The organism is Paenibacillus qinlingensis (genome assembly GCF_013204845.1).
GTDB lineage: Bacteria > Bacillota > Bacilli > Paenibacillales > NBRC-103111 > Paenibacillus_E > Paenibacillus_E qinlingensis.
The window spans coordinates 101,623-123,714 of the sequence record NZ_JABMKY010000020.1 but is presented as its reverse complement, the minus strand read 5'-3'; the positions used below and the strand labels follow the sequence as shown (position 1 = coordinate 123,714).

Below are 22,092 nucleotides of genomic sequence, written 5' to 3'. Positions count from 1 at the left end.
ATTTTTAACTTATCCTTTTCTAATACGTTTTCGAGTTCAAATAGCTGAGAAGGCTGCGGAATATTGCTCTCCGCAGCCTTCTCTAAATGTTTATTGAGCTTTACTTCAATATACCCTTTCTATCACCGAAGGAGATTGGTTTTCGCCAGCTCGATGATTTCGTTGCCCTGCCCGTTCAAAACGGCTTTCAGCATCCACATTGTAAATCCACGAGCCTGCTCGAAGTTGATCTTCGGCGGCATAGCCAGCTCTTGACGATTGACAACGACATCCAGCACTACCGGACCGTTGTGTTCGAACGCTCGGCGAACGGCGCTCTCCAAGTCCTTCGGATCCTCGACCCGAATACCTTCGATTCCCATGGCTTGAGCTAGGGCTGCAAAATTAGGATTGTCGAGTTCCGTTCCGAATTCTAAAAAGCCGGCTGCTTTCATTTCCAGTTCCACGAATGCAAGCGCACCATTATTAAAGACAACAATCTTAATCGGGAGCTTATGCTGACGAAGAGTCAATAGATCTCCGAGCAGCATGGTGAGTCCACCGTCTCCCGACAGCGATATAACCTGGCGTCCCGGCTGCGCAACCTGCGCCCCGATCGCCTGGGGCATGGCATTCGCCATTGTCCCGTGATTAAACGAGCCAAGAAGCCTTCTTTTTCCATTCATGCTCAAATATCGAGCAGCCCAAACAGTCGGCGTCCCAACATCGCAAGTCACAACGGCATCCTCATCTGCGAGATCGCTGATTACTTTCATGAGGAATTGCGGATGAATGGGCGCTCGGCCGGGAGCAGCAAGACGGTCCATTTCCTCACGAACTTTCGCATAATGAGCAGCAAAGTGCTGCAGATGATCTGAAGAGTGCGATTCCTTTAACAAGGGTAACAGCATTTCGACCGTCGTCTTCACATCTCCGCACACCCCGTATGCGAGCGTCGTTCGCCGGCCAAGTCGGGATGCATCCAAATCAACTTGAAGGATGGTCGCTTCTTGCGGATAAAATTGCCGATATGGAAAATCGGTCCCCAGCATGAGTAAGACATCGCATTCCATCATGGCGTGGTACCCCGAAGAAGATCCGATGAGGCCAGTTAATCCGACGGAATACGGGTTGTCGTATTCCAGATATTCTTTTCCTCGCAATGCTATGACCATCGGGGATTGCAGTTTCTCGCACAACTTCATGAGCGAAGCGTGAGCTCCTGCACAGCCAGCACCGCACAGCAAGGTGATCCTCTTGCCTTTATCTAGGTAGTCAGCAAGCGTCTTCAATTCGTCCGTTGAAGGACAGACAATTGGTCTAGTGGGATGAATGACGCGTTCTGGAACCGGGCTTTCATCATAGTCGAAAGCGGCTACATCACCTGGAAGAACTAAGACTGACACGCCCGACCTTGCCGTAGCGGTTTGCATCGCCATCGTAACTGCTCGAGGTATTTGCTTAGGACCGGTTACGACTTCACAAAAGAAGCTGCATTCCTGAAACAGCATGTCCGGACGGGTCTCTTGAAAAAAACCGCTGCCAATTTCACTGCTTGGAATATGAGCGGCAATCGCAAGTACGGGCACCCGGTTTCGATGGCAATCGTACAATCCGTTAATGAGATGTAAATTTCCTGGTCCGCTGCTACCTGCACATACGGCGATTGCTCCGCTGAGGCCGGCATCCGCGCCAGCCGCGAAAGCTGCAACTTCTTCATGGCGGACATGGATCCATTCTATTTTTCCAGAACGACGTATTGCATCGATCAAGGCATTAAGCGAATCGCCGATAATACCGTAAATTCGCTTCACGCCAGCGTTCAGAAGGGATTCCACAATGGAATCTGCTATCGTTCTTTTCAAGGGAATCTCTCCTTATCGTTTTTGTTATTTTGCCATAATACGTGCACCCTATTCTTGATTTCACAACGATTTAAGCCTTAGAAAAGATGCCAGCACAAATAGCTCCTCAGTAACGGGCTAAGGGGAGATGAGAGTTCCACCACCCTCCATTTACTTAACGCTCTCTACTCCGTTACTTGAATAAAGAATAAGCTGCTGCGACACCTCGCTGGAACTGGCTAGCGTGGACACTTCTATCACCAAGGTAGCATTGTATGAACCTGGCGTGCACAATTACTTCCGCAAAATTTAATTGAACACCGTGAAGTGCAGCGGCTCTCTTCTTCTTATCAGAATTACAGCAGTACCCAAGCAGATGTATTGTTGATTCAAGGGGGCAAGAGTTCGGATTCTACGAAAGATATGATGACTAAATTAAACCGAACAATTACCCGATCGACATTGGAAACCGTGAACAAACTGGACCATTTTGGTCCAGAAAATGATGGTGGTCCTGATCAGATAGCGAAACTACTCACCAACTTTTTTCATAATTCCCGAAGGAGATTGAATACATGCCTCGTTTAAAAGAAGACCAACTTAAAAAAATTTATGAAGAACGCAAACAGCAGATTACGTTGGCTGCAGTTAGAATTTTTGCCCAACGCGGCCTTCCTGGTACGAAAATCAGCATGATAACCGCTGAAGCTGGCGTGAGCCATGGGCTGTTCTACCATTATTTTAAAACAAAAGAAGAATTGTTCACCTCCCTAGTCCGGGAAGCGATTGAAACATCGATGAAGGAAATGGACAGTTTGAGCCAATTGACGGTATCTCCAATCGAAAAAATCAAAATCCTAACGCAAGGCATGCTCGATGAGAATGGAGCTCCGTATTTTATGCTACTCCATCGGGCGAGGAATTTTGAAGAAGTTCCTGAAGAAGTCAGTCAGCTGATTCAACAATACCCGGTAGATGTCTACGTCAAACTTTTGCTGCCATTATTTGAAGAAGGACAACAACGAGGGGAAGTCGCGGATGGGGAAGCGGAGGAACTGATAGCAAGCTACCTTACAGTCCTTTCCGGTGTGATGGTTTTGGGTAAAGGTTATGTGACTCCCCAAGTGGATTGGTTGTTGCGATTTGTTGAGAAGAAATGATAAAAGATAAGGTCATTCTCGTGCAGATCACTAGGCCCTCAAAGCTGTTCTGTCTCTTTTAACAAACAATCCACTGCATAAGCCGCTATAGCGCCAACAAGATATCGGAGCAAATCTGCATATAAGAATCCTTTTCCGAGTATTAGCCCGCCAAATAAAGTGTTTCGTAAGTTGATTATCCATTCTGCTTGGTACAATTGGCTGCATTCAATTACAAAACAGAACCCAAGACTAAGCGCCAGGGCTCTCATAGATAACATTCGGTTGAGTAGTGCACGAACGCCGAAATAAATCATAGCCGCCCAAAGAGCATCACCGAAATGATTCACCACAAAATCGGGCAGCGCAAGGGTATTCATCCTCGAACCGATCCCAAGCATGATGCATACCAATACGGCTAGTAGATACTTCCCTCTTGTTCTCACAAATTCCCTTCCAATCCAAAAGATTTTTATCCGACTCTGAAATACAATCATACACCAATCAATTTCCTCTTGTTAACACTAAGCTATTCTTCCCTAAGCGCAATAGGGCTGCACTGCGGCAGAAAGAAACAAATCCCTTAACACAAATGTTAAAATGTGCTAATATTGTTAATAAGGCGGTGGTTAATAAAATGCAACAACTCTCTGATTATCTTTTTATGGGTTCTATAATTCTGCTTATATTAACCTTACTTTTTAAAGGTGTAGGCTCTAAAGGTTCTTCTAATGCGACTGGAAATATCGATTTAGCCATCCATGAAAACCATGGCAATGATTTGAAAAGTCAAGACTCGATTTTTAAAAGTATATTTAAATCAGTTTTCGTATGGATTTCAATTTTAGGAATACTTCTTTCTATCCTCTTGTCGAAATTATAAATCCCTATCTAAAAATGAAAAAAGGCGCTGTATCAGCGTCTTTTTTCGTTTTCTGGTAGGTCAATACGTTATTTATTTTCAAATGTACAAAGCCGTAGTTCAAAAAAATATTGTACAATCGGATGCTTTAGCTTCATCTTCTCGGTCATGTTTAAAATCCGCTTTTTTCCGACTCGTCTGTCAACCAAAGCTAGAATATTCAATAAGATATCATTGCTCTCTATGCTTTCCTCAATAGAAATGGATAAAAACTTGTTAGCTATAGCGGTAAAATTTGATTTGCTTAATGATGACTGCGCTGACAAAAGCTCCTTCGCATATTCCGCTATTTTTCTGCTTCTTGCTATTACTTTTAAACGATCCTCCGGAACACTCCCTTTGGTATCTTTTCTGACCGCTTCAATTTCTTCATTGTTGATAGGAATCTGAATATCTGAATCATTCTTAATTTCCAACTCCGTCTGATACCATCGGATTAAGGTATTACTCATATTGAGTACGTTCTTTTTATCTACCGCAATATAACAAAGTCCTGCTTTATCTGGTAAATAGCGATAGCTGGTTGAAAGATATTCGACCCTTCCATGTAGCGCAGGACTGAGAAAACTCTCTAGCTGTTGTTTCAATTTGCTCCAGGCCATTTCATTCTCCTATGTTTGATATTATAAAAACCCCATTGAGGCATTCGTTCTATTACCCATCATACAATAACTAACACAACGATCAAAAGGCAACCTTAACCCTCTACAATTTACTTACGAAATAAAGTTGAGCCATAAAATTTATCCATTATATGGAAAACTTACTCTCTTGTCTCCAGAACGGTTTCATAAGTCATGGCTTAAATCCCCCAGTATAATTTATGAATTCGGACCATGATTACCTAACTCTAACATTGCTATGAAGTCAAAAAATAAGTGTACTAAAATAACAGGGACAATCCGCCTACTCTTCACAAAATATATTGAAAAAACAAAGAACATTATTCCTGCATACAACGCAGGGATTAATCCCTGATATAGATGATATGATGTTTGTATCACTGTGCTTATTAACACTGAAATTTCTTCATTTTTAAGCAGATACTTTGATTCAGTTATGATATATGCTCTAACAATTAGTTCTTCAAAAAATGGATTAATAATGATAAATAGTATGTAGAAAATTGAAATATTTGTTTTTAAAAAATCAATATTCTTTGGCGTCTGACCAAAATTCGGAGAGATTGTAAGAGCAATTATATATGTAATATAGATGCCTAAAAAGAGAAGGATTCCATGTAGAATATCAGTTTTCTGAAATTCAAAACCTATATCTTTGTAATCTCTCCCCTGTTTTTTCAAAACTAAATAAAGTACTCCCAACAAAACTATTTCCCAGAAAAGACTAGTAATAAATTGCAAATCAGAGCTATTCTCTGGAACCTTATCTGTTATAAAAAGATATAATGAGTTTACTACAAGTGGGAATATTGAAATAAAAAAAACTAAAAATAATGCAAGTGTGCGAATTTTGACTTCAGATCTCACTGTGTACTCCTTGAATAAGAAATGATTGACTAATTAGTATTTATCTTACAGTTAGTCGTGGGGTTCCCCTTATAAATCCTCGCACTTTTCCCCCAATTCTAACACATGCAATATTAATATTAAATATGTAGATACAAGGCATTATATTAAATCTATTAAACAAAACTTAAATATTAGTATCCACTAAATTGTATCCTTTACATAAATTTGACATCTGCTTAGAAAAATTAGTAGTCTGATTATGTTAACCCAAAGGAGGTTGGAATTTGAAATATTTTACTATCTTCGCATCCAGGAATGATATTAAGGATATCAGTATTATAATCACTGATCTGTATGACAACGGCCATCGAATTGAAAAAAAGGGAAATGACTATGTTGTTAAAACTAGATCGTTGTTCAACAAGAGGAAGACGACGATTCGGGTATCCAACGAGATAACGAATCCGGCTTATTTCGAAACAAATATACCCGGTATGATAGGTTTTTACAATCGCATACCTTTTGACGACGATAAACGGAAAGGTCTGGTCCTAACACAAATCTCCGTTTTCAATACGCTGATTTCGTTGGAAGCGGAGAAAGAACTTGGCGAAGAGCAGATGCGACTGTGCATGGAACTTCTCTCCAAAACCGAAGGGATAGGTTTTCTGCAGGACGGAACGCTACTTGATTATGACGGACAAGTAATTGTACATGCAGACGGGACATCGGGTACGGCTGACTTCCACCCACGAGCCTGCACTAGCAAAGTCTTAGGGACGGGGATGACGTCATCCGAGGAAGGTGAACGAAGAAAGTTAGCGTCTCTTGATTATATCAGGCAGCGTGGTATTCTACATCTGGACACACTGCCACAGCTTCCGCCCGTAACGGAATGCCTGTGGAAGTCTCAAGAAGAGATTGCAGAGAGGGCCGTTTCCCTTCTAATTGTAATCCAGTACGCTTGCGATATCGCCCAAGGAGGTGATCTAGCTGTGTCAAAGAATTTTGTGACTAACATGCTTCGCAAGTTCGGCGTAGAAAACCAGCTGACCAGGAATGAACGCAGTCTGTTGGAAGCAGTGAAGCCGACGCCACAAGAGGCCATTAATATTGCATGGCAGTATGAAGCTTATTGGCCACTGATCTGGGCGCTGCGGCTGGTGGATACTCTTGAATTCCCCGATCGTACCTGCAATTGCGAACTTGCGATTGAGCTCGTCTCACGATGCGAATCTTTCGATGATTTTTATCGGCAGACCTCCATGCGCACTCGGGAGGAAATTCTGGATGAGGCAGACAAAATCTACCGTCTTCACTGGGCGTGCGTCAACAGTCGTATTCAAGGACAGGAAGATGCCTCCGGAATGAATGAGAGCATTGTGATGGAGAGACGCAGGGGATTGTTCTGGATAGTCGGCTGCGGAAATGAGGAGTGGGACCATATCCCAATGGATACATAGGCACTATAGGTACAGAAAGGACCGCACAGTCGGTACTTTCTGTTTTAACGACTATTCTCCACAACGCTACTGCCGACCTTGTGCGGAAGGCCGCGTCTAGCTTGATTATTAAGCTGCCCTTGCATCCTTACTTTTGTGAAACTTAATAAAAATTGTCCTTATGGCAAAGTCGCACTAACGTTCTGAATTGCTTATTGAAATAATTCGATGGATTACTTATTAAAAAACATTAGTTCCCAAAGCTGCCTTAAAACGCTCGGCAAGTATTCCTGTGGATGTAAGACAACCGCCAATAGTACGCTGAATAATATGGCTGCAATCCAAAATAAACATTTGAATCGCACTGATATTAAATTACGTGTAAAATGTAAAAATAATATAAAAAAAGTAATATTAAGAAATAACGTTGCAGGAATGCTCACTATTCTTCCAAGACCTGTATAAGGGAAGAATTCAACTAATAAAAACATGGTTGCAATACTCGGTATCATTGCTATAAAGAAAATAAACATTGACTTCTTCATGTGGTGTACTCCTAGTGTTCCTAAAGCTTTAACAATAGATTTAGATTATGGAATAGACGTTCACCCTAACAAAGTTCTGCTGTCAGTGGGTAAGGTAACACTTGACCATACATACTAAACCATCCAACCCTGAAATAATTGCTCAAGTATTACTTATTCTTTATTAATTCTTCAATTAATACCCCGTTAATCTTCAATCCTGAAATATCACAATCACGAATATCAAGATTGGCTAAATTACAGTTTGTTAGTTGCATATTAGATAAATCACAATTCACAAAACTAATTGGCTTGTAATCGCCAGCTGGATTGTAATTACCATCCCCCTCCATAGGGAGAACAACATTACGGAATTCAGTGCCAAATAAATGAACATGTTCAATAACAGCATGACTAAAATTAGCATTTTTAATCTCAGTGCCAGAGAGATTTGCATCTGAAATTCTAAAATCAGACATATTCACATCATTTAAGACCATGCCTTTCATATTTGCATTATTGATTTGTGTCTTTGTCATATTCACATTGTCAAAATATAATTCCTCAGCTTTAATCTTTTGAAACCTCGACCCAGAAATATCAGCCATTTCGAAATCTAGACGTTCAACCTTTAATTCCATCTTCATAAACCTCCAATACTAGTATTAGACCAATTGTTCGACTCTCCAACTAAAGCATAACACGCTGTTCTTTAAATGAATTACATTGACCGAACTATTTCTAACTAATCAATGCCATGCACATTAAGTTATACTATCTTAAGGAAGTTCTTTATTTCATTCCATGCAGCCCCGCTCATGAATATGAAAGAGTGATCACCACGATGAATTGTCTTCATTGTCTTCTCTCCTCCCCATTTAGCTACAAGGTTATTAGAATATTCTATAGGTATATTTTTATCTAAGTCCCCCGCTAAGCATAGTAAAGGAGTTTTAATGGAAGAAGCCTTTTTTATGGAATTATAAGATTCTCCAATAAAATATGAAAGCGGAAACATATTATGTAGCTGTAAAGCGTTTGATATTGTTTTACCCTTTAACTTAGAATAATTATCATACGGAGAAACTAGGATTGTGCCTACTGTCGAGCGTTCACTTGATAAGTTCACAGCGATTCCCGTTCCTAAACTATATCCCATCGAGACGATTTTCTTATTATCAATATCACTTCTTTTTGAAAAATAATCATAAATTGAATTAGCGTCATTGTATAAACTAATCATACTTGGTTTTCCTTCACTCAGTCCATACGATCTATAATTAATCAGAGCTACAGACCATCCATCTAAACCCTCAGCAATCGATAGCATATCCGATACTTCTTCCCCAGAACCGCCAAAGTATATAAGTAGCGGGGCTTCTTTAACACTCGATTTTTTAATAAGCCATCCGTACAAGTTTATATTGTCAGTTGTGTTGATTTTAATCTCTTCAGCATCACTATAAAGTATCCTAATCTTTTCAGCAGTAGATTGATCAATCTTTTTAGGTTGGTAAATAAGATGATTCATTTCAATAAGTTCGTCCAGATTTTGATAAAAAAAGAGACAAAGGATTAAATAGGTGCCAATTAATATAGAAGAAATTAAAGAGAATACTGCTATTAATTTTCTTGTATTACTTCGAATTATTCTCAATAAAATAAAAGTTGTAAATATACATAGAGTAATGGAACATATAGCGAAAATATTTATTGTTATTGTATGTTCGTTGAATATATCTAGATACCCTAGCTTTATTTGCTCTATATTCTTAACCCAAGAAGTAACTTTGTATGAGATAAATAAAACTGTTATTCCCAGAACACCCAAAAAAGCAGAAAGAATAGTAATCATATAAAATGCTCTCTTGCTAATTTTCAAATTTAAACCTCCATTCTCATCTTATAATTGTTATCATATTCATTTTATATTCTATATTTTGGAAATTCAACGAACTAATTTTACCTTTTCTTTAAAATTATTGACCTGATTTTTTTATGAAATATAACAAAAAAAAGGTAGATTCAATTGAACCTCCCTTTCATTTATTAAACTATAGAAGTAACGTTTTTCGTCTAAACTCCTCTACCCGTAACTTTAACGAGGCTGCCGCTTAATGCCGGAACTCAATCAGTTTCTTGTCTATCTCGCTAATCTTTCCAATATCCGATGTACCGTCCCATAAAATAATACACCTAGCTTCATCATTCTCAACAAAATCATCAAGTTGACTTAATTGACCCGAAAACAAAGCTCCATACTCTGTTCTTTCAGGGCCATGGTAACTTGGTTGAAGTCTAAATTTCATTAAACCTTTGAAGTAAACTTCATCGATTTTTTGATTGGTTTCCTCAAATAATTCCCTAATTACGCATTGCTTAGCAGTTTCTCCATCTTCAATAATACCTCCAGGCAATTCCCAACTGTTTCTCCATTTATTATGCATGAATAGGTACTTCCCTTGGTATTCCGCTACAATTAATGCATGTGTTAATGGGGCATCGAGTTCGGCAGCACTGAGTTGATCCTCATTGAATTCAAAGAATTCTAAGAATACATTTCCTTTTGCATCTGTTATGATTGCCATTTCTGAATACCTCCGTTTTCTATTTGTCCTGAAACAAAAAACGCGCTAGACCTTGTACCGAACAATAATCATCGGCAGCCTTCTCATTTTTTTGTTGAACTAGAGTTTTCCGATAGTTTAGCGTACCGTACTATTGAATGCCAGCAGTTCCAAAGGTGCTATTAATTATTTTTTTATAATGATCCCACTCAAAATAAAAAGGATCGATATTAATTTTTTTCATCTCAGGCTCAAGGAAAAAGTCCTTCCAAGTAACAACATTATTCTCCCTATCGATTTTTACAGAGATAATTCCGCAACCTTCATCTCCACACCACGAGCAAACCATTAAAGGATATCTGTACCACATTGTTTCGTGTGGTTTTCTCAGTAAAAAATAATCAATCATATCTCTCTGATAGTCATTACTCATCCAGCCTAGAGAAGGAACCTTATCATAGCTTATCAGCATTTTATAAAGCGATTTACCATCTATGATCAGATCAGCAAATCTTATGTTTTTCTCGCCCTCCTTGATCGTCTCAAAATCAGTGCGACATGAGGGCTTTGTTTCTAAGGTATTCATTCTCTTCATAGTTACTCCCTATATTTCAATATCGTTAGCCGTCCATTTTTCTGCTCAGCTATAGTCTCTCGTTAGCACAACGAGGAACAATTCCAACTTGATATTCATCTTCATAAATAAGTACGCCAGGAAGCTCTTTGGAAATGGACTCAATGATTTCGACGTTATATTTCTTAGCAATATTAATGAAGGACTCCAAGTAGACTATCATCTCTGGGGTCTTATTACCATCCTTAAACCATGTTACTGCATTCACTGAATTGTTATCATCGTAGAATGACGGATTGGGCAAATTCTGCTCGAACCATTCTTTGGTGTCTAGGTAAAGCTTGCTATCACTTTCCGAAAGCTTATCATCACGAAATAAGTGATAAATAACGACAAAGATGCCATAAGGTTGTTTAGTTTTAGGACTAGAATAATTACCATGAAATCTACTGTACAAAAATCTCTCCCCCTAAAATTACGTGGTTCGTAAACAAAAAAACGCGCTAGACCCCAATGGGTCCTGCGCGTTGTATATCGCAGGATGGGAAGCGCAAAGAGCGTTAACCCATCCCTAATCTCTAGGAATGTGTTAACGCCTGTCATGATGATGAAATTGTTTCAAAATCAAATTATACATGTAATTACCCCACCTCATAATATTATGGTAATAATAACCATTGTACTGTATTTCGTCAATACTTACATTTTCTTTTCAGATAGTGCAATGACGAACTGCCGCAGGGCAGCCGTTTTATGTTGAACTTACTTTGTAAAGATTGTATCTATCGCCAAAAAGCTCTTTTATGTAACTTAGCAAACAATTTTCTTCTAAAGTGAGCATGTAGAAACAAGTTCGTTTAGAGATTATTTAATGTTAGGACTAATAATACTCCAAAGCCACCTAAGAATCCTCCCATTGTGGGGGAAGGGTTGTCACGTTCTACTACCCGTTAACACATTAGCCAGCACTCGGCAGTCAATTAAGGTTTATTCAACTCGTTTTCCGTTAGCTCATAGAAATAAATTCATTCCAGGAGCATCAGATGCTCTAGATTGAAATCCAAATTTTTCATAAAACTCTTTTTTACCTTTTGCACAAGCTAATTGCACCCATCTAATACCATTGTTTTTACAATGGTCCAAAAGTTCGTTCATAATTCTTTTGCCGATTCCTCTATTCTGATACTCAGGTGAAACAATCATCTCACAGATAAAACATTGAATATATCCATCGGAAACTAGGCGACCAGATGCTACAAGCTTCTCATTATCGTAAAGAGTTACGATATACCAACTATTCTTTATTGCTTCATAAAGTATGTCGGCATTCCAAGCTCCATTTGCATTCCAGCCAGTTGTCTGAAATAAGTTGAAATAATCGGCTTTACTAGGAATATCTGAACGACAAGAAATACTCAAGTTTTCACACCCAGTTCATTTTTCTATTTCTCTTACTCTAGTCCTGTACATTCGTCTAATCCGAGCATAATGTTCATATTTTGAATAGCTGCCCCTGAGGCACCTTTTCCTAAATTATCAAATCTTGAAATAAGTAATATCTGGTCTTTATGACCAAAAACAAATATATCCAAATAATTAGTGTTATTGCATTGCATAAGATTAAAGAAACCATCTTCAAGATATGCCTCCGAATCGAAGGGGGCAACTCGAACAAAACGTTCATCTTTATAATAAGAGGCTAGCAGTTGTTGGATATCACTTGCCGTCACATTTTTTTCAAACATTCTAGGAAAGAGAGGAATACTAACTGCATCACCCTGATAATAATTTCCGACAATCGGAGTAAAAAGTGGTTCTGAGTTTAACCCAGAATATAGTTGCATTTCTGGAAGATGCTTATGGTTAAGGTTAAGTGCATATTGTCTTGGTGCAAAAAGCTGTTCTCTGTTTGAGTTCTGATATTCAGATATAAGTTTCCTACCTCCACCACTATATCCTGTAAGCGCATAACAAGACATTGGGTAATCCCTTGGTATAATTCCTTCAGCTACCAAAGGTTGTATAGCTAAAATAAATCCTGTTGCGTGGCATCCTGGGACAGATACCCTAGATGAATTTCGAATTATATTTCTTTGAGTTTTATGCAATTCTGGTAATCCGTATGTCCAGTTCTGGTTAGTCCTAAACGCGGTACTTGCATCAATAATTTTGGTCCTATTATTACTTATCATAGATATGGCATCCTTTGAAGCAGAATCTGGAAGACAAAGAAATACGACATCAGCTTCATTTATTAATGCCCTACGGGCTTCGTAATCTTTTCGATTTTCCGACTCAATTTTGATTACTTCTATGTTAGAAATCTTAGATAAGTAATCATTTATTTTTAAACCAGTTGTACCTTCTTGGCCATCTACAAATATTTTATATGTCACTTTTACACCCCATATCATTTAAATGTCAGCATAATTATACATTTTATTGTATAATTATTCAATAATTATTGTTGAAGTATACTGCCCATAAGCTAGAAAAGACAACCGATTTTAGTCAGTTGCCTTTTAGTCTGCATTGGGTTCTCATTCTTTCGTTAATTTAACCATCTTGTCTATATGAAAGGCTTGTAATCTTGTTCGTAGGATAATTTTATTTCTGCATATGTTGGAATTTCTATGATTTCAAAATGGTATTTTCTGTGATTTCCCACTGTGGATTCCAGACTACCTCCCATAAATGACCATCAGGGTCTTGGAAATAGCCAGAATAACCGCCCCAAAAAGTATCATGTGCCGGTACAGTTATTGTAGCGCCAGCATTCTTCGCCTCTTCCATTACTTTATCAACTTCCTCTTTACTCCCTACATTGTGTCCAAGGGTAAACTCTGTTGGGCTCGGTGAAGTCTGAATAAGCTTTGTATCATGAGCAATATCTTTGCGATTCCAAATTGCAAGCCTCAATCCCGGTTGTAGCTCAAAAAAGGCAACTGAACCATGTTCGAATTCTTTTCCGATGATTCCTTCTGTCGATAACCCCAATCCATCCCGATAGAATTGCAATGATTTCTCTACATCATCTACACCAAGTGTAATCACCGTAACTCGTAGTTTCATAATAACCTCCGCATATTGGTTTATTATTCTCTTTTGACTTATCCCTTTCCATTGAAACTAAACAACCCTTTGGTTGGGGAAAAGCCCCCGCTCCTTTTTGAGGTCTGGCATCTCTACTTTTGCATATTCAACTAAAGTTCACCGTTAAGGTAATAAGTAATATAAGTATCTTAAAAATATTTTAATCAGCAATATAACTAAAACTGCGATCCATCCAAAAAAGAAAACACCTATACAAGCACTAAACATTTGTTTCCCGAAACTTCTTTTTTCATCTGAGATCTTGAGTGTTAATATAAAACTTATAAATAATAGAAAAAATAAAGTCCAAAAAATGCTATTGAATAGAATGATGGCTCCGCCGAATATAAATGAAGCTACTATTAAATAAATTATAGATTCTTTCTTGTTCATTTTTCACCCTCGATTTATTATTCTTACTAATTACCTCACAGTAAATCTCATTTCAGAACTTAGCAAAGAGACTACCATTTCTCATACTATTTTAGTTCAATTTCTTCTTCACGTTATCCTGCACGTTATTTTAACAGACAACAGCAACAGTTAATTTTCACCAGCTGCCGTCAAGTAAGTATCTCAGAAACTGCACTTGTTTTTTAGTCCGAACACTGCCAATACAAAAAGCAGCAATCCATAAGTTTATATAACCTATGCATTACTGCTTTATATTAAATCTATTCGCTAGAATCCTTACTTAAATTCGAACGTCAGGAAAATCTCCAAACCATTCTGATCATGCTTTCAGCCACGAATTTGCCAGCGCAATCGCGCCTCTTGCCGCAGCGGTGTTCGCCAAATCGTTAAGCATTACGAAATCGTGAATAATGCCTTGAAAGCGAACAGCCGTAACGTGAACACCTGCTTCGCGAAGTTTATTGGCATAAGCTTCGCCTTCATCGCGCAGGACATCGGCTTCAGCCGTAATAATCAATGCTTGCGGTAACCCTGTCAATTGCTCTATGGTCGCTCGCAGCGGAGCAGCATAGATTTCTTCTTTATCGCTCGGTTTCGCCACGTACTGTTCCCAAAACCATGCCATCCCGTCTTGCCGAAGGAAGTAACCGGTTGCGAATTCCTTATAAGATTCCGTATCCAAGCTAGAATCCGTTACGGGATAGAAGAGCAGTTGTTTATGAATCCTTGGACCTCCCCGATCTTTCGCCATCAACGTAATAGCCGCAGACATGTTTCCTCCTACGCTGTCCCCAGCTATATAGAGGCGGTCCGTATCGAACCCGTTATCTTTACCATTATAGGCAATCCATTGCAGAACAGCGTAAATTTCTTCGAGAGCCTTCGGATACTTAGCTTCTGGTGAAAGACTGTATTTCGGGAATACAACGCACGCGTCCGTTCCGACCGCCAACTCACGGATGAGACGGTCATGTGTATGCGCGTTGCCAAAAACCCAGCCGGCGCCGTGAATGTAAAGAATGATCGGCAGCTTTGCAGTTACATTTGTCGGGCGTATTAGCCTGATAGGTACATGACCGCTCGGGCCTCCTTCGATCACTAAGTCTTGCATATCGACTTCAAGTTTCTTAATATCTCCGGATTGAACGTCATCGACGGTTTCGCGTCCCTTTTCCGGACTCAGATCAAATAGATAGGGTGGTTTATCCGTATCTTGCGCAAATTTAAGTGCGGCTGCTTCCAATACAACTTTAAGTTCTTTAGCCATGAATAACATCTCCTTTTGAAATGATCCACTCTAATTAATTTGCAATTGCTGAAGTTGCTCGCGCCTGGATCAATTGACAGCAAGCGGCCTCTCCTTTCCTTTTAACCGCAATAATGTGCAGTGAACCAAGTTGCCTCCGTATTCACGAATTGTCTCAGTTCCAAGATCCGCTAATTTATATCCGCTTCCCCTGTTAGCTTATTTTGCGTAAAAGAAAAGACACCCGATCCTCAGACCGACTGCCTTCTCAGTTAAATTAAAATCCATTAAGAACCACTGTACTTGTCGATCAGGTCGTTTAGCGGCATAAGCTGCTTCAGATCGATGAGCGGGTTCAGTAAATTCGGATCAAACTCGTCTTCTTTAATTTGAATATGGCTCTCTTTCAATATCCACATATGTCGAGCCTGCGTTAAAATCCGCTGCATAGAACTCTATTTTGCCAATGTCCGAAACAGCGTTTCTAAGTGTCCCTTGAGTCACCTTCTGGACTCCGTTAATATACAAATCAAATTTATCTGTGCCCGTATATATGACTAATTTCAGATCATACCATGTGCCAGCTGTAAATGTCTGTATGGTTTGCCAGCCCCCGTTGTTGTACGCTTTGATATTGCCATTATCAAATTGTATGGTTTCGGCCAATGTGGTTCCATCACTACTATACACATAAGGCATACACCACAGATTTGAGGTGCTTTCTCTTCTGACTTTCGCTTCAACCACCACTTCGCCAGCCAGCGGGGCAAACTCCTTGGACAAGGATGTTTTAGAGCCCGTCGCGGTACCTATTTTATTTAGCATTACACTCTTGTCAGATGAGCTTGGAACGTCCTGTACGGTTACCGTACCTACGCTTGTGTTTACGTTCCAACCTAAAGGTGCTCCTCCTGTGGGCATGCTATTAAAGTTACCGGAAGTAGAATACGGCTCACTCTCAACATCCACATACGTCGTTCCCGTGTTGAAATCCGCTGCATAGAACTCAATTTTGGCAATGTCCGAAACAGCGTTTCTAAGCGTCCCTTGAGTCACCTTCTGGACACCGTTAATAAACAAATCAAATTTATCTGTGTCCGTATTTATGACTAATTTCAAAGTATACCAAGTCCCTGCCGTAAATGACTGTACGGTCTGCCAGCCTCCGTTGTAGTATGCCTTGATATTGCCATTATCAAATTGTATCGATTCGGCAATCGTGCCATTACTGCTGTATACATAAGGCAAACACCACAGATTAGAGGTACTTTCTCTTCTGACTTTCGCTTCAACCACCACTGTGCCGCTTAGCGGAGCAAACGCCTTGGACAAGGACGTCATGGAGCCGGTTGTGGTACCTGTTTTATTTAGTAATACGCTCTTATCAGCTGAGCTTGGAATGTTTTGTACCGTTACCGTGCCTACACTTGTGTTTGTGTTCCATCCTAATGGCGCTCCTCCTGTGGGCATGTTATTAAAGTTAGCAGGACCACTATTGATTGGCGTCAACAAGATATAGTCTATCGCTCCACCGTAATCCGTAGAAGATGCATTTTTGCCTGTCGCGGTAAATCGGACAGGGTGCTTGCCGGCGCTTAAGGTCACCGTACCCATATCTAAATCTGCAAAGTTTCCTCCGGTCCCATACTGATCAAATGATGATCCCTGATTTATTCCGTCAATTGCCATTTGCAAGATGGCACGAGTGGTACCGGTTTTGTAGCCAATCTTAACGTTATAGGTGCCTGCTTCGGCAACATTAAAATTATTATATTGGACATATTCGCCTGCTGCTTTTAAATCGGCTTTACTCCAATTGCTATTGCTGGCATTCATGCCCGTCAGATATTGATATTCGGCCGTGAGCGCCCGGCTATTGCTTATCGTTGCGCCACCATTCAGGTTTTCAACCTCATATATCGTTGAAGCATCGCTAGTAGAAATATTACCGTGAACTCTAACGACTGAGAAGGAATAAGGCACCAGGGAATAATTGAGGAGATTACCGATTATACTTGCCGTCGTTGTCCCAAAGTCCACTTCATTCAGATCCGTGCTCTGGCCTAGTCCATCATTCCTGTAATTATCGTCCTTGGCATCCTTGTTGCCCTCCACTTTGGGCTTCAAGTAGGTAACATCAGCGGATGATGAGATGTTCGTCATGCCGTTCAACGTGATGTTCGAATTAATCGTATTCGCGCTGTTATTGATAAGCTTCAGGATCACATCACCGGTTTCATCGTCCTTGCCTGCAACTACCATAAGATTCGTGTCACCTGATTGCCTGAAGTTCACATTATAATCCGCCAAGTTTTCCGCCCACATCTTGTCTACGTGATGATAGTTGCTTTTGAATACATTGGCATTATCAAAATCGATTACTCTTCTCAGATGCGTAAACGCGGACATATCCAGAATATCGCCATTTTTCTCGAATACCGTTTTGTCTTTGGCCATATCCAGCGCATCATTGATAGTTGCATCTCTTGAATTAGAGCCATATTCGCCAATCATGACCTTTGGATATTCACGATTATAGCTATAAATAAAATCAATCCAACCAAGGCTGCCACGGGTAAAATAATAATGTGCATCGGTTTCGTAAGCGCCTAATTGAGCGCTGAAATCATACAAGGAATGAGAGTCCCCTGACGTTACAATTAGCTTAAGTGACGGATAGGCTTGATGAACCGCATTATATACTTTTGTAATATCCGCTCTTGCATTCGGAGTGTCATACTCCTCATTTCCCAATCCCAAGTACTCGATATTAAATGGTGCGGGATGACCCATGGCCGCACGTTTCGCTCCCCAAGTTGAAGTAGCACTACCGTTGGCGAACTCTACAAAGTCCAGCGTATCCTGTACAAGCTGGTTCAATGCGGCAGAATTGGGGTCAAGTGCAGAGCTGATATGTGTGACTCCCACCGGTAGTACCGGAACGGCAACCGTGCCTAGGTCTTCGATAAACTGAAGCCACTCGAACATGCCAAAACCGTTTGTTATATGTTCCCTGGGGTCCTGAGTAACCCACATGTTGGGATATTCCTTTCGTGTTTCGACAGGTCCCAATTGATCCTTCCAGTTGTATTGATAGGCAGAACTATGAATAATACAGCCGCCCGGGAAACGTATGAATTTCAGATGTAAATCCTCATATGCTTCGCCCATATCGATCCTCGCGCCATTCGGACGATTCTTGTAGGTTTGATCAGGGAAAAGAGATATAAAATCCAGATACACATTTCCTGTGCCATTGGCCGTTAAAACCAACTTAGCATTGGCATCGTTCGTACTCGACGTAAGGCTGCCTGTGTATTTCACCCAATCCCCCGTCAGTGAGCTGATCGTATTACTCCCATAAACTGTGCCGTTTGCACCTTCAATAGCTAGCGTTAAGGAAGAATTGAAATCAGATCCTTTCTTGGCGAAGAAAGAGTAGTTATACGTGGTGCTTGCTTTAACGCTCATTCCAAACCAGCCTGCATTGGAGATTCCGACTCCAGTTCCCGCTGCAGTAACATTTACATGCAAATAATGGGTATTTACCGTGTTAAGCGGACTACTGTTTTCCACTGTAATGGTTCCTGCTCCGCTGCCTCGGTTAACCTGCGTCCATCCGGTTAAAGGCGTATTATAGGGAGCCTTGTCCAGAGAGCCAAACTCGAAGGAGCGGTTAAAGACCTTTTCTGCATAAAGCCCCCCATCCACTGACAGATTTAGATCCTCAGTAAACCCGCCAACCAGAAGCTGCGAAACTTTATTTCCGATAATGTTAGCGTTTACAGTAACATCTGCAGTAGTTGTAGCCGCATAGGCCGGCTGCACGGTCGCAAACATGCCGATTAATATGGAGGCACTCAGAAACAAGAAGGCACATCTTTTAACATGTTTTCTTAAAACAGTAGACATGTAATATTCAACCCCTTCGATTTGATAACGTAAGTTACTCATTACTATGGCATACATTGATCAAACGCGGTTCAATCCTGGATTGGAGACCGGCAATTACTGTATAACCGCGGCACGTGCTGCACTCAGGATAATAAGTAATAACGCCAAACCACAAACAAACTTCCTAAACCTCCCCCATAATTCACCTCCACTTATTCATATAAGGATAAAGTAAAGGTTGAGGACCGCAGATCGTATGACGGCCCCCATTCTCTATGAAATGAACCTTGCTTATTTCTTCATTTGTTCTTGTTTGGCAACGGTCTCCCATAAATCTTTCATCATGAAACTGCTGTCCTTATTGGTTTTATACCAATCGATTATGAAATCATCCATTTGTTTGCCGCCCACTTTATCCCAAGAAGTCTGAACGTCCTTGTAGGCTTGTTCAACCGAGTATTTATCCCCGCTCAGGACTGATTTCAACCACGTATCGGTAATTTGCTTTTTGACAGTGTTAAATGACGTTTGCATATCTTTTGGGAAAGATGGTATCAGCTCTTGCATAGTGATGAAACGATATTTTTTAGTCGAATCGAGATATAAGGACTCGGCTTTGTTGAACATATCCAGTCCTGCTTTTTGTTCTGGAATGTCAGGATTGAATTGATTTTGGAAGAACGAACACTTGCCTAGCAGCAAACGGGAATAGGATTGCGCATAGTCGCCCGCCCAGCTAATTTCTGCTTTCGTTTTATTCGGATCGATGATTTTCGGACATCCGTTTGCATCCTTCTTATAATGCGTACCTTCCAATCCGAAAAGGATGCTGGTACCCGTTGAGACACGATTCATAAAGTCGATATATTTGATCGCTGCAACCGGATCTTTCGTCTTTGCATTAATCGCAGTTGTCATTTGCACTGGACTTTGTACATCCGGAATAAATTCGCCAACTGGACTTTTTGGCAGTGCGATAGGGATCACACTGGCATCTGGCACTGCCTTCTTCAAGGTTTGTATATCCGTTACTGTCGAATCAAACCAACTGCCTACAAAAGTTGGAAAAATGCCCAACTTGCCATTCAGAAAGTCTTGTTTGGCTTTAGCCCCATTTTTGTCATTCACAAAGTCTTTATCGATTAGTCCCTCATCGAACAAACGTTTTTTGAACTCTGTCGCCAATTTCGCATTCTCAAATGCACGGGTCGGTTGATCGTTCACAAGACCGTATTGCTCCACAGGGTTTCCGAACATCATATCGATCGCAAACTCCGAACGATAACTCAATGCCATACCGTATGTGTCCTTCTTTCCGTTACCGTCAGGGTCTTGCTCCGCAAACGCTTTGGCTACTTTATACAGATCCTCGGTCGTTTTCGGTACGTCGAGATTTAATTTTTTTAACCAATCTTCACGGACGAAGACCGCATAACTTGGAAATGACTCCAGCACCCGACCAATTTTGTACATTTTCCCGTCAGGACTGGTCCCTACTTTCTTCAATGCGGGATAATCCTGAAGAATCTTCTTATATTCAACACTGTACTTGTCGATCAGGTCGTTTAGCGGCATAAGCTGCTTCTGATCGATGAGCGGGTTCAGTATATTCGGATCAAACTCGTTAATAATGTCAGGCGCCGAACTCGATGCAAACAGTACATTGAATTTTTGTGCCGAATCGTTGCGCGGAATTGGCACATATTTGACATTCGCAGGGCCATTCTCGTTTATGAATTTTGTCCAACGATTATCTTCTAATGTGCCTTCTGCTGCAGGAATATTTCCACGGTCATAAACCGATACGGATATATCCCCTTTCTTAGCTGGCGCTGTTGATGCAGTTGGGGTTGATGCAGATGGAGTTGTTGAATTAGCAGAGGAACTCGGCTCTACGGTAGATTTCGTACTGCATGCCGTGAGAACCATTGAAATCGATAATGCCATCGTTAGTGATGTCGCAATCCATTTTCTCATGTTTGATAAACCCCTTTTGAATGAAATTTCTTATTCGTTATTAGTTGATTTAAGCTTACCTTATCGGATCTTTGGGTACCAGATTCTTCTTAGTAGCACCACCTCCTTATCGCTTTCATGCTTCCTTAGCCTTTCACAGAACCTAGCATAACGCCTTTAACAAAGTATTTTTGCAAAAATGGATAAACCACCAGCATCGGGGTAATCATGACAATCACGCCTGCAGCTTTAATGCCCTCTTCCACCACATGAACCTGATCGTCTGGCTGCACCATCATGGTTTGCTGCAGCACGCTCTGGCTTTGAATCATTTGTTGTACGAGAACGGTTAAGTTGTGCTTATCGGTATCGTTGATGTAAATCAGCATACTAAAAAAAATATTCCAGTACGCAACACCATAGAAAAGCGTTAATGTCGCGAGTACAGGCATAGAAATGGGCAATACAACTTGAAGTAGAAGCCGTACTTCGCTGCAACCATCCATTCGTGCCGCATCGTCAATTTCAGACGGGATGTTCTCGAAGTACGTGCGTAGAAGCAACATGTTATAGGTACTTACTAAACCCGGTAACCATAGCGCCCAATAGGAGTTAACCAGTCCCAAACTTTGGATGACAAGGAAAGTAGGGATAATGCCTCCCGTAAAGATCATCGTAAAGATCATTGAAAGCGTAAAGAAGCGTCGTGCATAAAAATTGGGACGTGATAAGGGATATGCAGCCAAAATCGTGGTGAGCATGCATAACGTAACACCTACGAATGTGATCACAGTACTGTTGCTGAAAGATCGGATGAGCGGTGTTCCCTTGATCAAAACGTTAAATGTTTCCCAGGTGAAGCCGATGGGCCATAGATTTACTTTCCCGGTTTCGATGGCGGATGAACTACTAATGGAAAGCGCAATCAAATGAAGAAGTGGAAACAAGCTAGAACAGGCAATTAAGGCTAATACGATATAATTTATGATGTAGAAGATGTTATCTCCATTGGATGCACGCATCTCG

The 22,092-nt window shown here is 40.5% G+C and carries 21 protein-coding genes; 3 read left to right on the top strand and 18 right to left on the bottom strand.

The features are described 5' to 3' along the window. Positions 1-122 precede the first annotated feature (122 nt). Positions 123-1,844: a ubiquinone-dependent pyruvate dehydrogenase gene (poxB, locus tag HQN88_RS27905; RefSeq protein WP_173118676.1), complete on the bottom strand. Its 1,722-nt coding sequence runs from the start codon at positions 1,842-1,844 to the stop codon at positions 123-125. A 554-nt stretch (positions 1,845-2,398) separates the two neighbouring features. Here poxB and HQN88_RS27900 point away from each other — a divergent pair. Continuing rightward, on the top strand, positions 2,399-2,983 hold the full coding sequence (locus HQN88_RS27900; RefSeq protein ID WP_173118674.1) for a TetR/AcrR family transcriptional regulator: 585 nt from the start codon (positions 2,399-2,401) through the stop codon (positions 2,981-2,983). 38 nt (positions 2,984-3,021) lie between these two features. On the opposite strand, the gene HQN88_RS27895 is transcribed toward HQN88_RS27900, so the two are convergent. Then, a complete protein-coding gene (locus tag HQN88_RS27895) occupies positions 3,022-3,408 on the bottom strand; it encodes a ribosomal maturation YjgA family protein (RefSeq protein WP_420794177.1) in 387 nt (128 codons plus the stop codon). Here HQN88_RS27895 and HQN88_RS27890 point away from each other — a divergent pair. Then, complete coding sequence (locus HQN88_RS27890; protein ID WP_173118518.1) at positions 3,399-3,845, top strand: hypothetical protein; 447 nt, start codon at positions 3,399-3,401, stop codon at positions 3,843-3,845. The two genes, HQN88_RS27895 and HQN88_RS27890, sit on opposite strands and share 10 nt — an antisense overlap. Before the next feature lie 68 nt (positions 3,846-3,913). On the opposite strand, the gene HQN88_RS27885 is transcribed toward HQN88_RS27890, so the two are convergent. Both HQN88_RS27885 and HQN88_RS27880 read right to left on the bottom strand, forming a co-directional pair. Next, a complete protein-coding gene (locus HQN88_RS27885; protein ID WP_173118670.1) occupies positions 3,914-4,486 on the bottom strand; it encodes an SF0329 family protein in 573 nt (190 codons plus the stop codon). Positions 4,487-4,705: 219 nt separating this feature from the next. Further along, positions 4,706-5,374 carry a CPBP family intramembrane glutamic endopeptidase gene (locus HQN88_RS27880; RefSeq protein ID WP_173118668.1) on the bottom strand — a complete coding sequence of 223 codons (669 nt, stop codon included), beginning with the start codon at positions 5,372-5,374 and terminating at the stop codon, positions 4,706-4,708. A 266-nt stretch (positions 5,375-5,640) separates the two neighbouring features. On the opposite strand from HQN88_RS27880, the gene HQN88_RS27875 reads away from it, so the two are divergent. After that, positions 5,641-6,819, top strand: coding sequence for a DUF4272 domain-containing protein (locus HQN88_RS27875; RefSeq protein WP_173118666.1), 1,179 nt, complete (start codon positions 5,641-5,643; stop codon positions 6,817-6,819). A 212-nt stretch (positions 6,820-7,031) separates the two neighbouring features. Here the strand turns inward: HQN88_RS27875 and HQN88_RS27870 are convergent, their stop codons facing one another. From HQN88_RS27870 to HQN88_RS27810, 14 genes are all read right to left on the bottom strand, one after another. Next, a complete protein-coding gene (locus HQN88_RS27870) occupies positions 7,032-7,343 on the bottom strand; it encodes a hypothetical protein (RefSeq protein WP_173118664.1) in 312 nt (103 codons plus the stop codon). A 149-nt stretch (positions 7,344-7,492) separates the two neighbouring features. Next, positions 7,493-7,963, bottom strand: a complete 471-nt coding sequence (locus HQN88_RS27865) for a pentapeptide repeat-containing protein (RefSeq protein ID WP_173118662.1) — start codon at positions 7,961-7,963, stop codon at positions 7,493-7,495. 128 nt (positions 7,964-8,091) lie between these two features. Beyond that, the gene (locus tag HQN88_RS27860) at positions 8,092-9,204 is read right to left on the bottom strand and encodes an alpha/beta hydrolase (protein ID WP_173118660.1); all 1,113 of its coding nucleotides are present in this window, start codon (positions 9,202-9,204) and stop codon (positions 8,092-8,094) included. 232 nt (positions 9,205-9,436) lie between these two features. Continuing rightward, positions 9,437-9,910: an NUDIX domain-containing protein gene (locus HQN88_RS27855; protein ID WP_173118658.1), complete on the bottom strand. Its 474-nt coding sequence runs from the start codon at positions 9,908-9,910 to the stop codon at positions 9,437-9,439. 130 nt (positions 9,911-10,040) lie between these two features. Beyond that, positions 10,041-10,475 carry an oxidoreductase gene (locus tag HQN88_RS27850; protein ID WP_337995192.1) on the bottom strand — a complete coding sequence of 145 codons (435 nt, stop codon included), beginning with the start codon at positions 10,473-10,475 and terminating at the stop codon, positions 10,041-10,043. A gap of 58 nt (positions 10,476-10,533) precedes the next feature. After that, complete coding sequence (locus HQN88_RS27845; RefSeq protein WP_173118654.1) at positions 10,534-10,920, bottom strand: hypothetical protein; 387 nt, start codon at positions 10,918-10,920, stop codon at positions 10,534-10,536. Between the two features lie 554 nt (positions 10,921-11,474). Continuing rightward, on the bottom strand, positions 11,475-11,882 hold the full coding sequence (locus tag HQN88_RS27840; protein ID WP_173118652.1) for a GNAT family N-acetyltransferase: 408 nt from the start codon (positions 11,880-11,882) through the stop codon (positions 11,475-11,477). Between the two features lie 32 nt (positions 11,883-11,914). Beyond that, positions 11,915-12,859, bottom strand: coding sequence for an N-acetyl-gamma-glutamyl-phosphate reductase (gene argC / locus HQN88_RS27835; protein ID WP_173118650.1), 945 nt, complete (start codon positions 12,857-12,859; stop codon positions 11,915-11,917). 235 nt (positions 12,860-13,094) lie between these two features. Next, a complete protein-coding gene (locus HQN88_RS27830; protein WP_173118648.1) occupies positions 13,095-13,535 on the bottom strand; it encodes a VOC family protein in 441 nt (146 codons plus the stop codon). 754 nt (positions 13,536-14,289) lie between these two features. Beyond that, positions 14,290-15,237 (bottom strand): alpha/beta hydrolase, encoded by a 948-nt coding sequence (locus HQN88_RS27825; protein ID WP_173118646.1) that lies wholly within the window; start codon positions 15,235-15,237, stop codon positions 14,290-14,292. A 266-nt stretch (positions 15,238-15,503) separates the two neighbouring features. Then, positions 15,504-15,635: a hypothetical protein gene (locus HQN88_RS38185; protein WP_274319515.1), complete on the bottom strand. Its 132-nt coding sequence runs from the start codon at positions 15,633-15,635 to the stop codon at positions 15,504-15,506. Then, entirely contained in the window at positions 15,601-19,128 is a 3,528-nt protein-coding gene (locus tag HQN88_RS27820) for a carbohydrate-binding domain-containing protein (protein ID WP_173118644.1), read from the bottom strand. Before HQN88_RS27820 ends, HQN88_RS38185 begins: the two co-directional genes overlap by 35 nt. 273 nt (positions 19,129-19,401) lie before the next feature. Continuing rightward, positions 19,402-21,087, bottom strand: coding sequence for an extracellular solute-binding protein (locus HQN88_RS27815; RefSeq protein WP_173118641.1), 1,686 nt, complete (start codon positions 21,085-21,087; stop codon positions 19,402-19,404). A gap of 125 nt (positions 21,088-21,212) precedes the next feature. Beyond that, on the bottom strand, positions 21,213-22,088 hold the full coding sequence (locus tag HQN88_RS27810) for a carbohydrate ABC transporter permease (RefSeq protein WP_173118639.1): 876 nt from the start codon (positions 22,086-22,088) through the stop codon (positions 21,213-21,215). Positions 22,089-22,092: the final 4 nt, after the last annotated feature.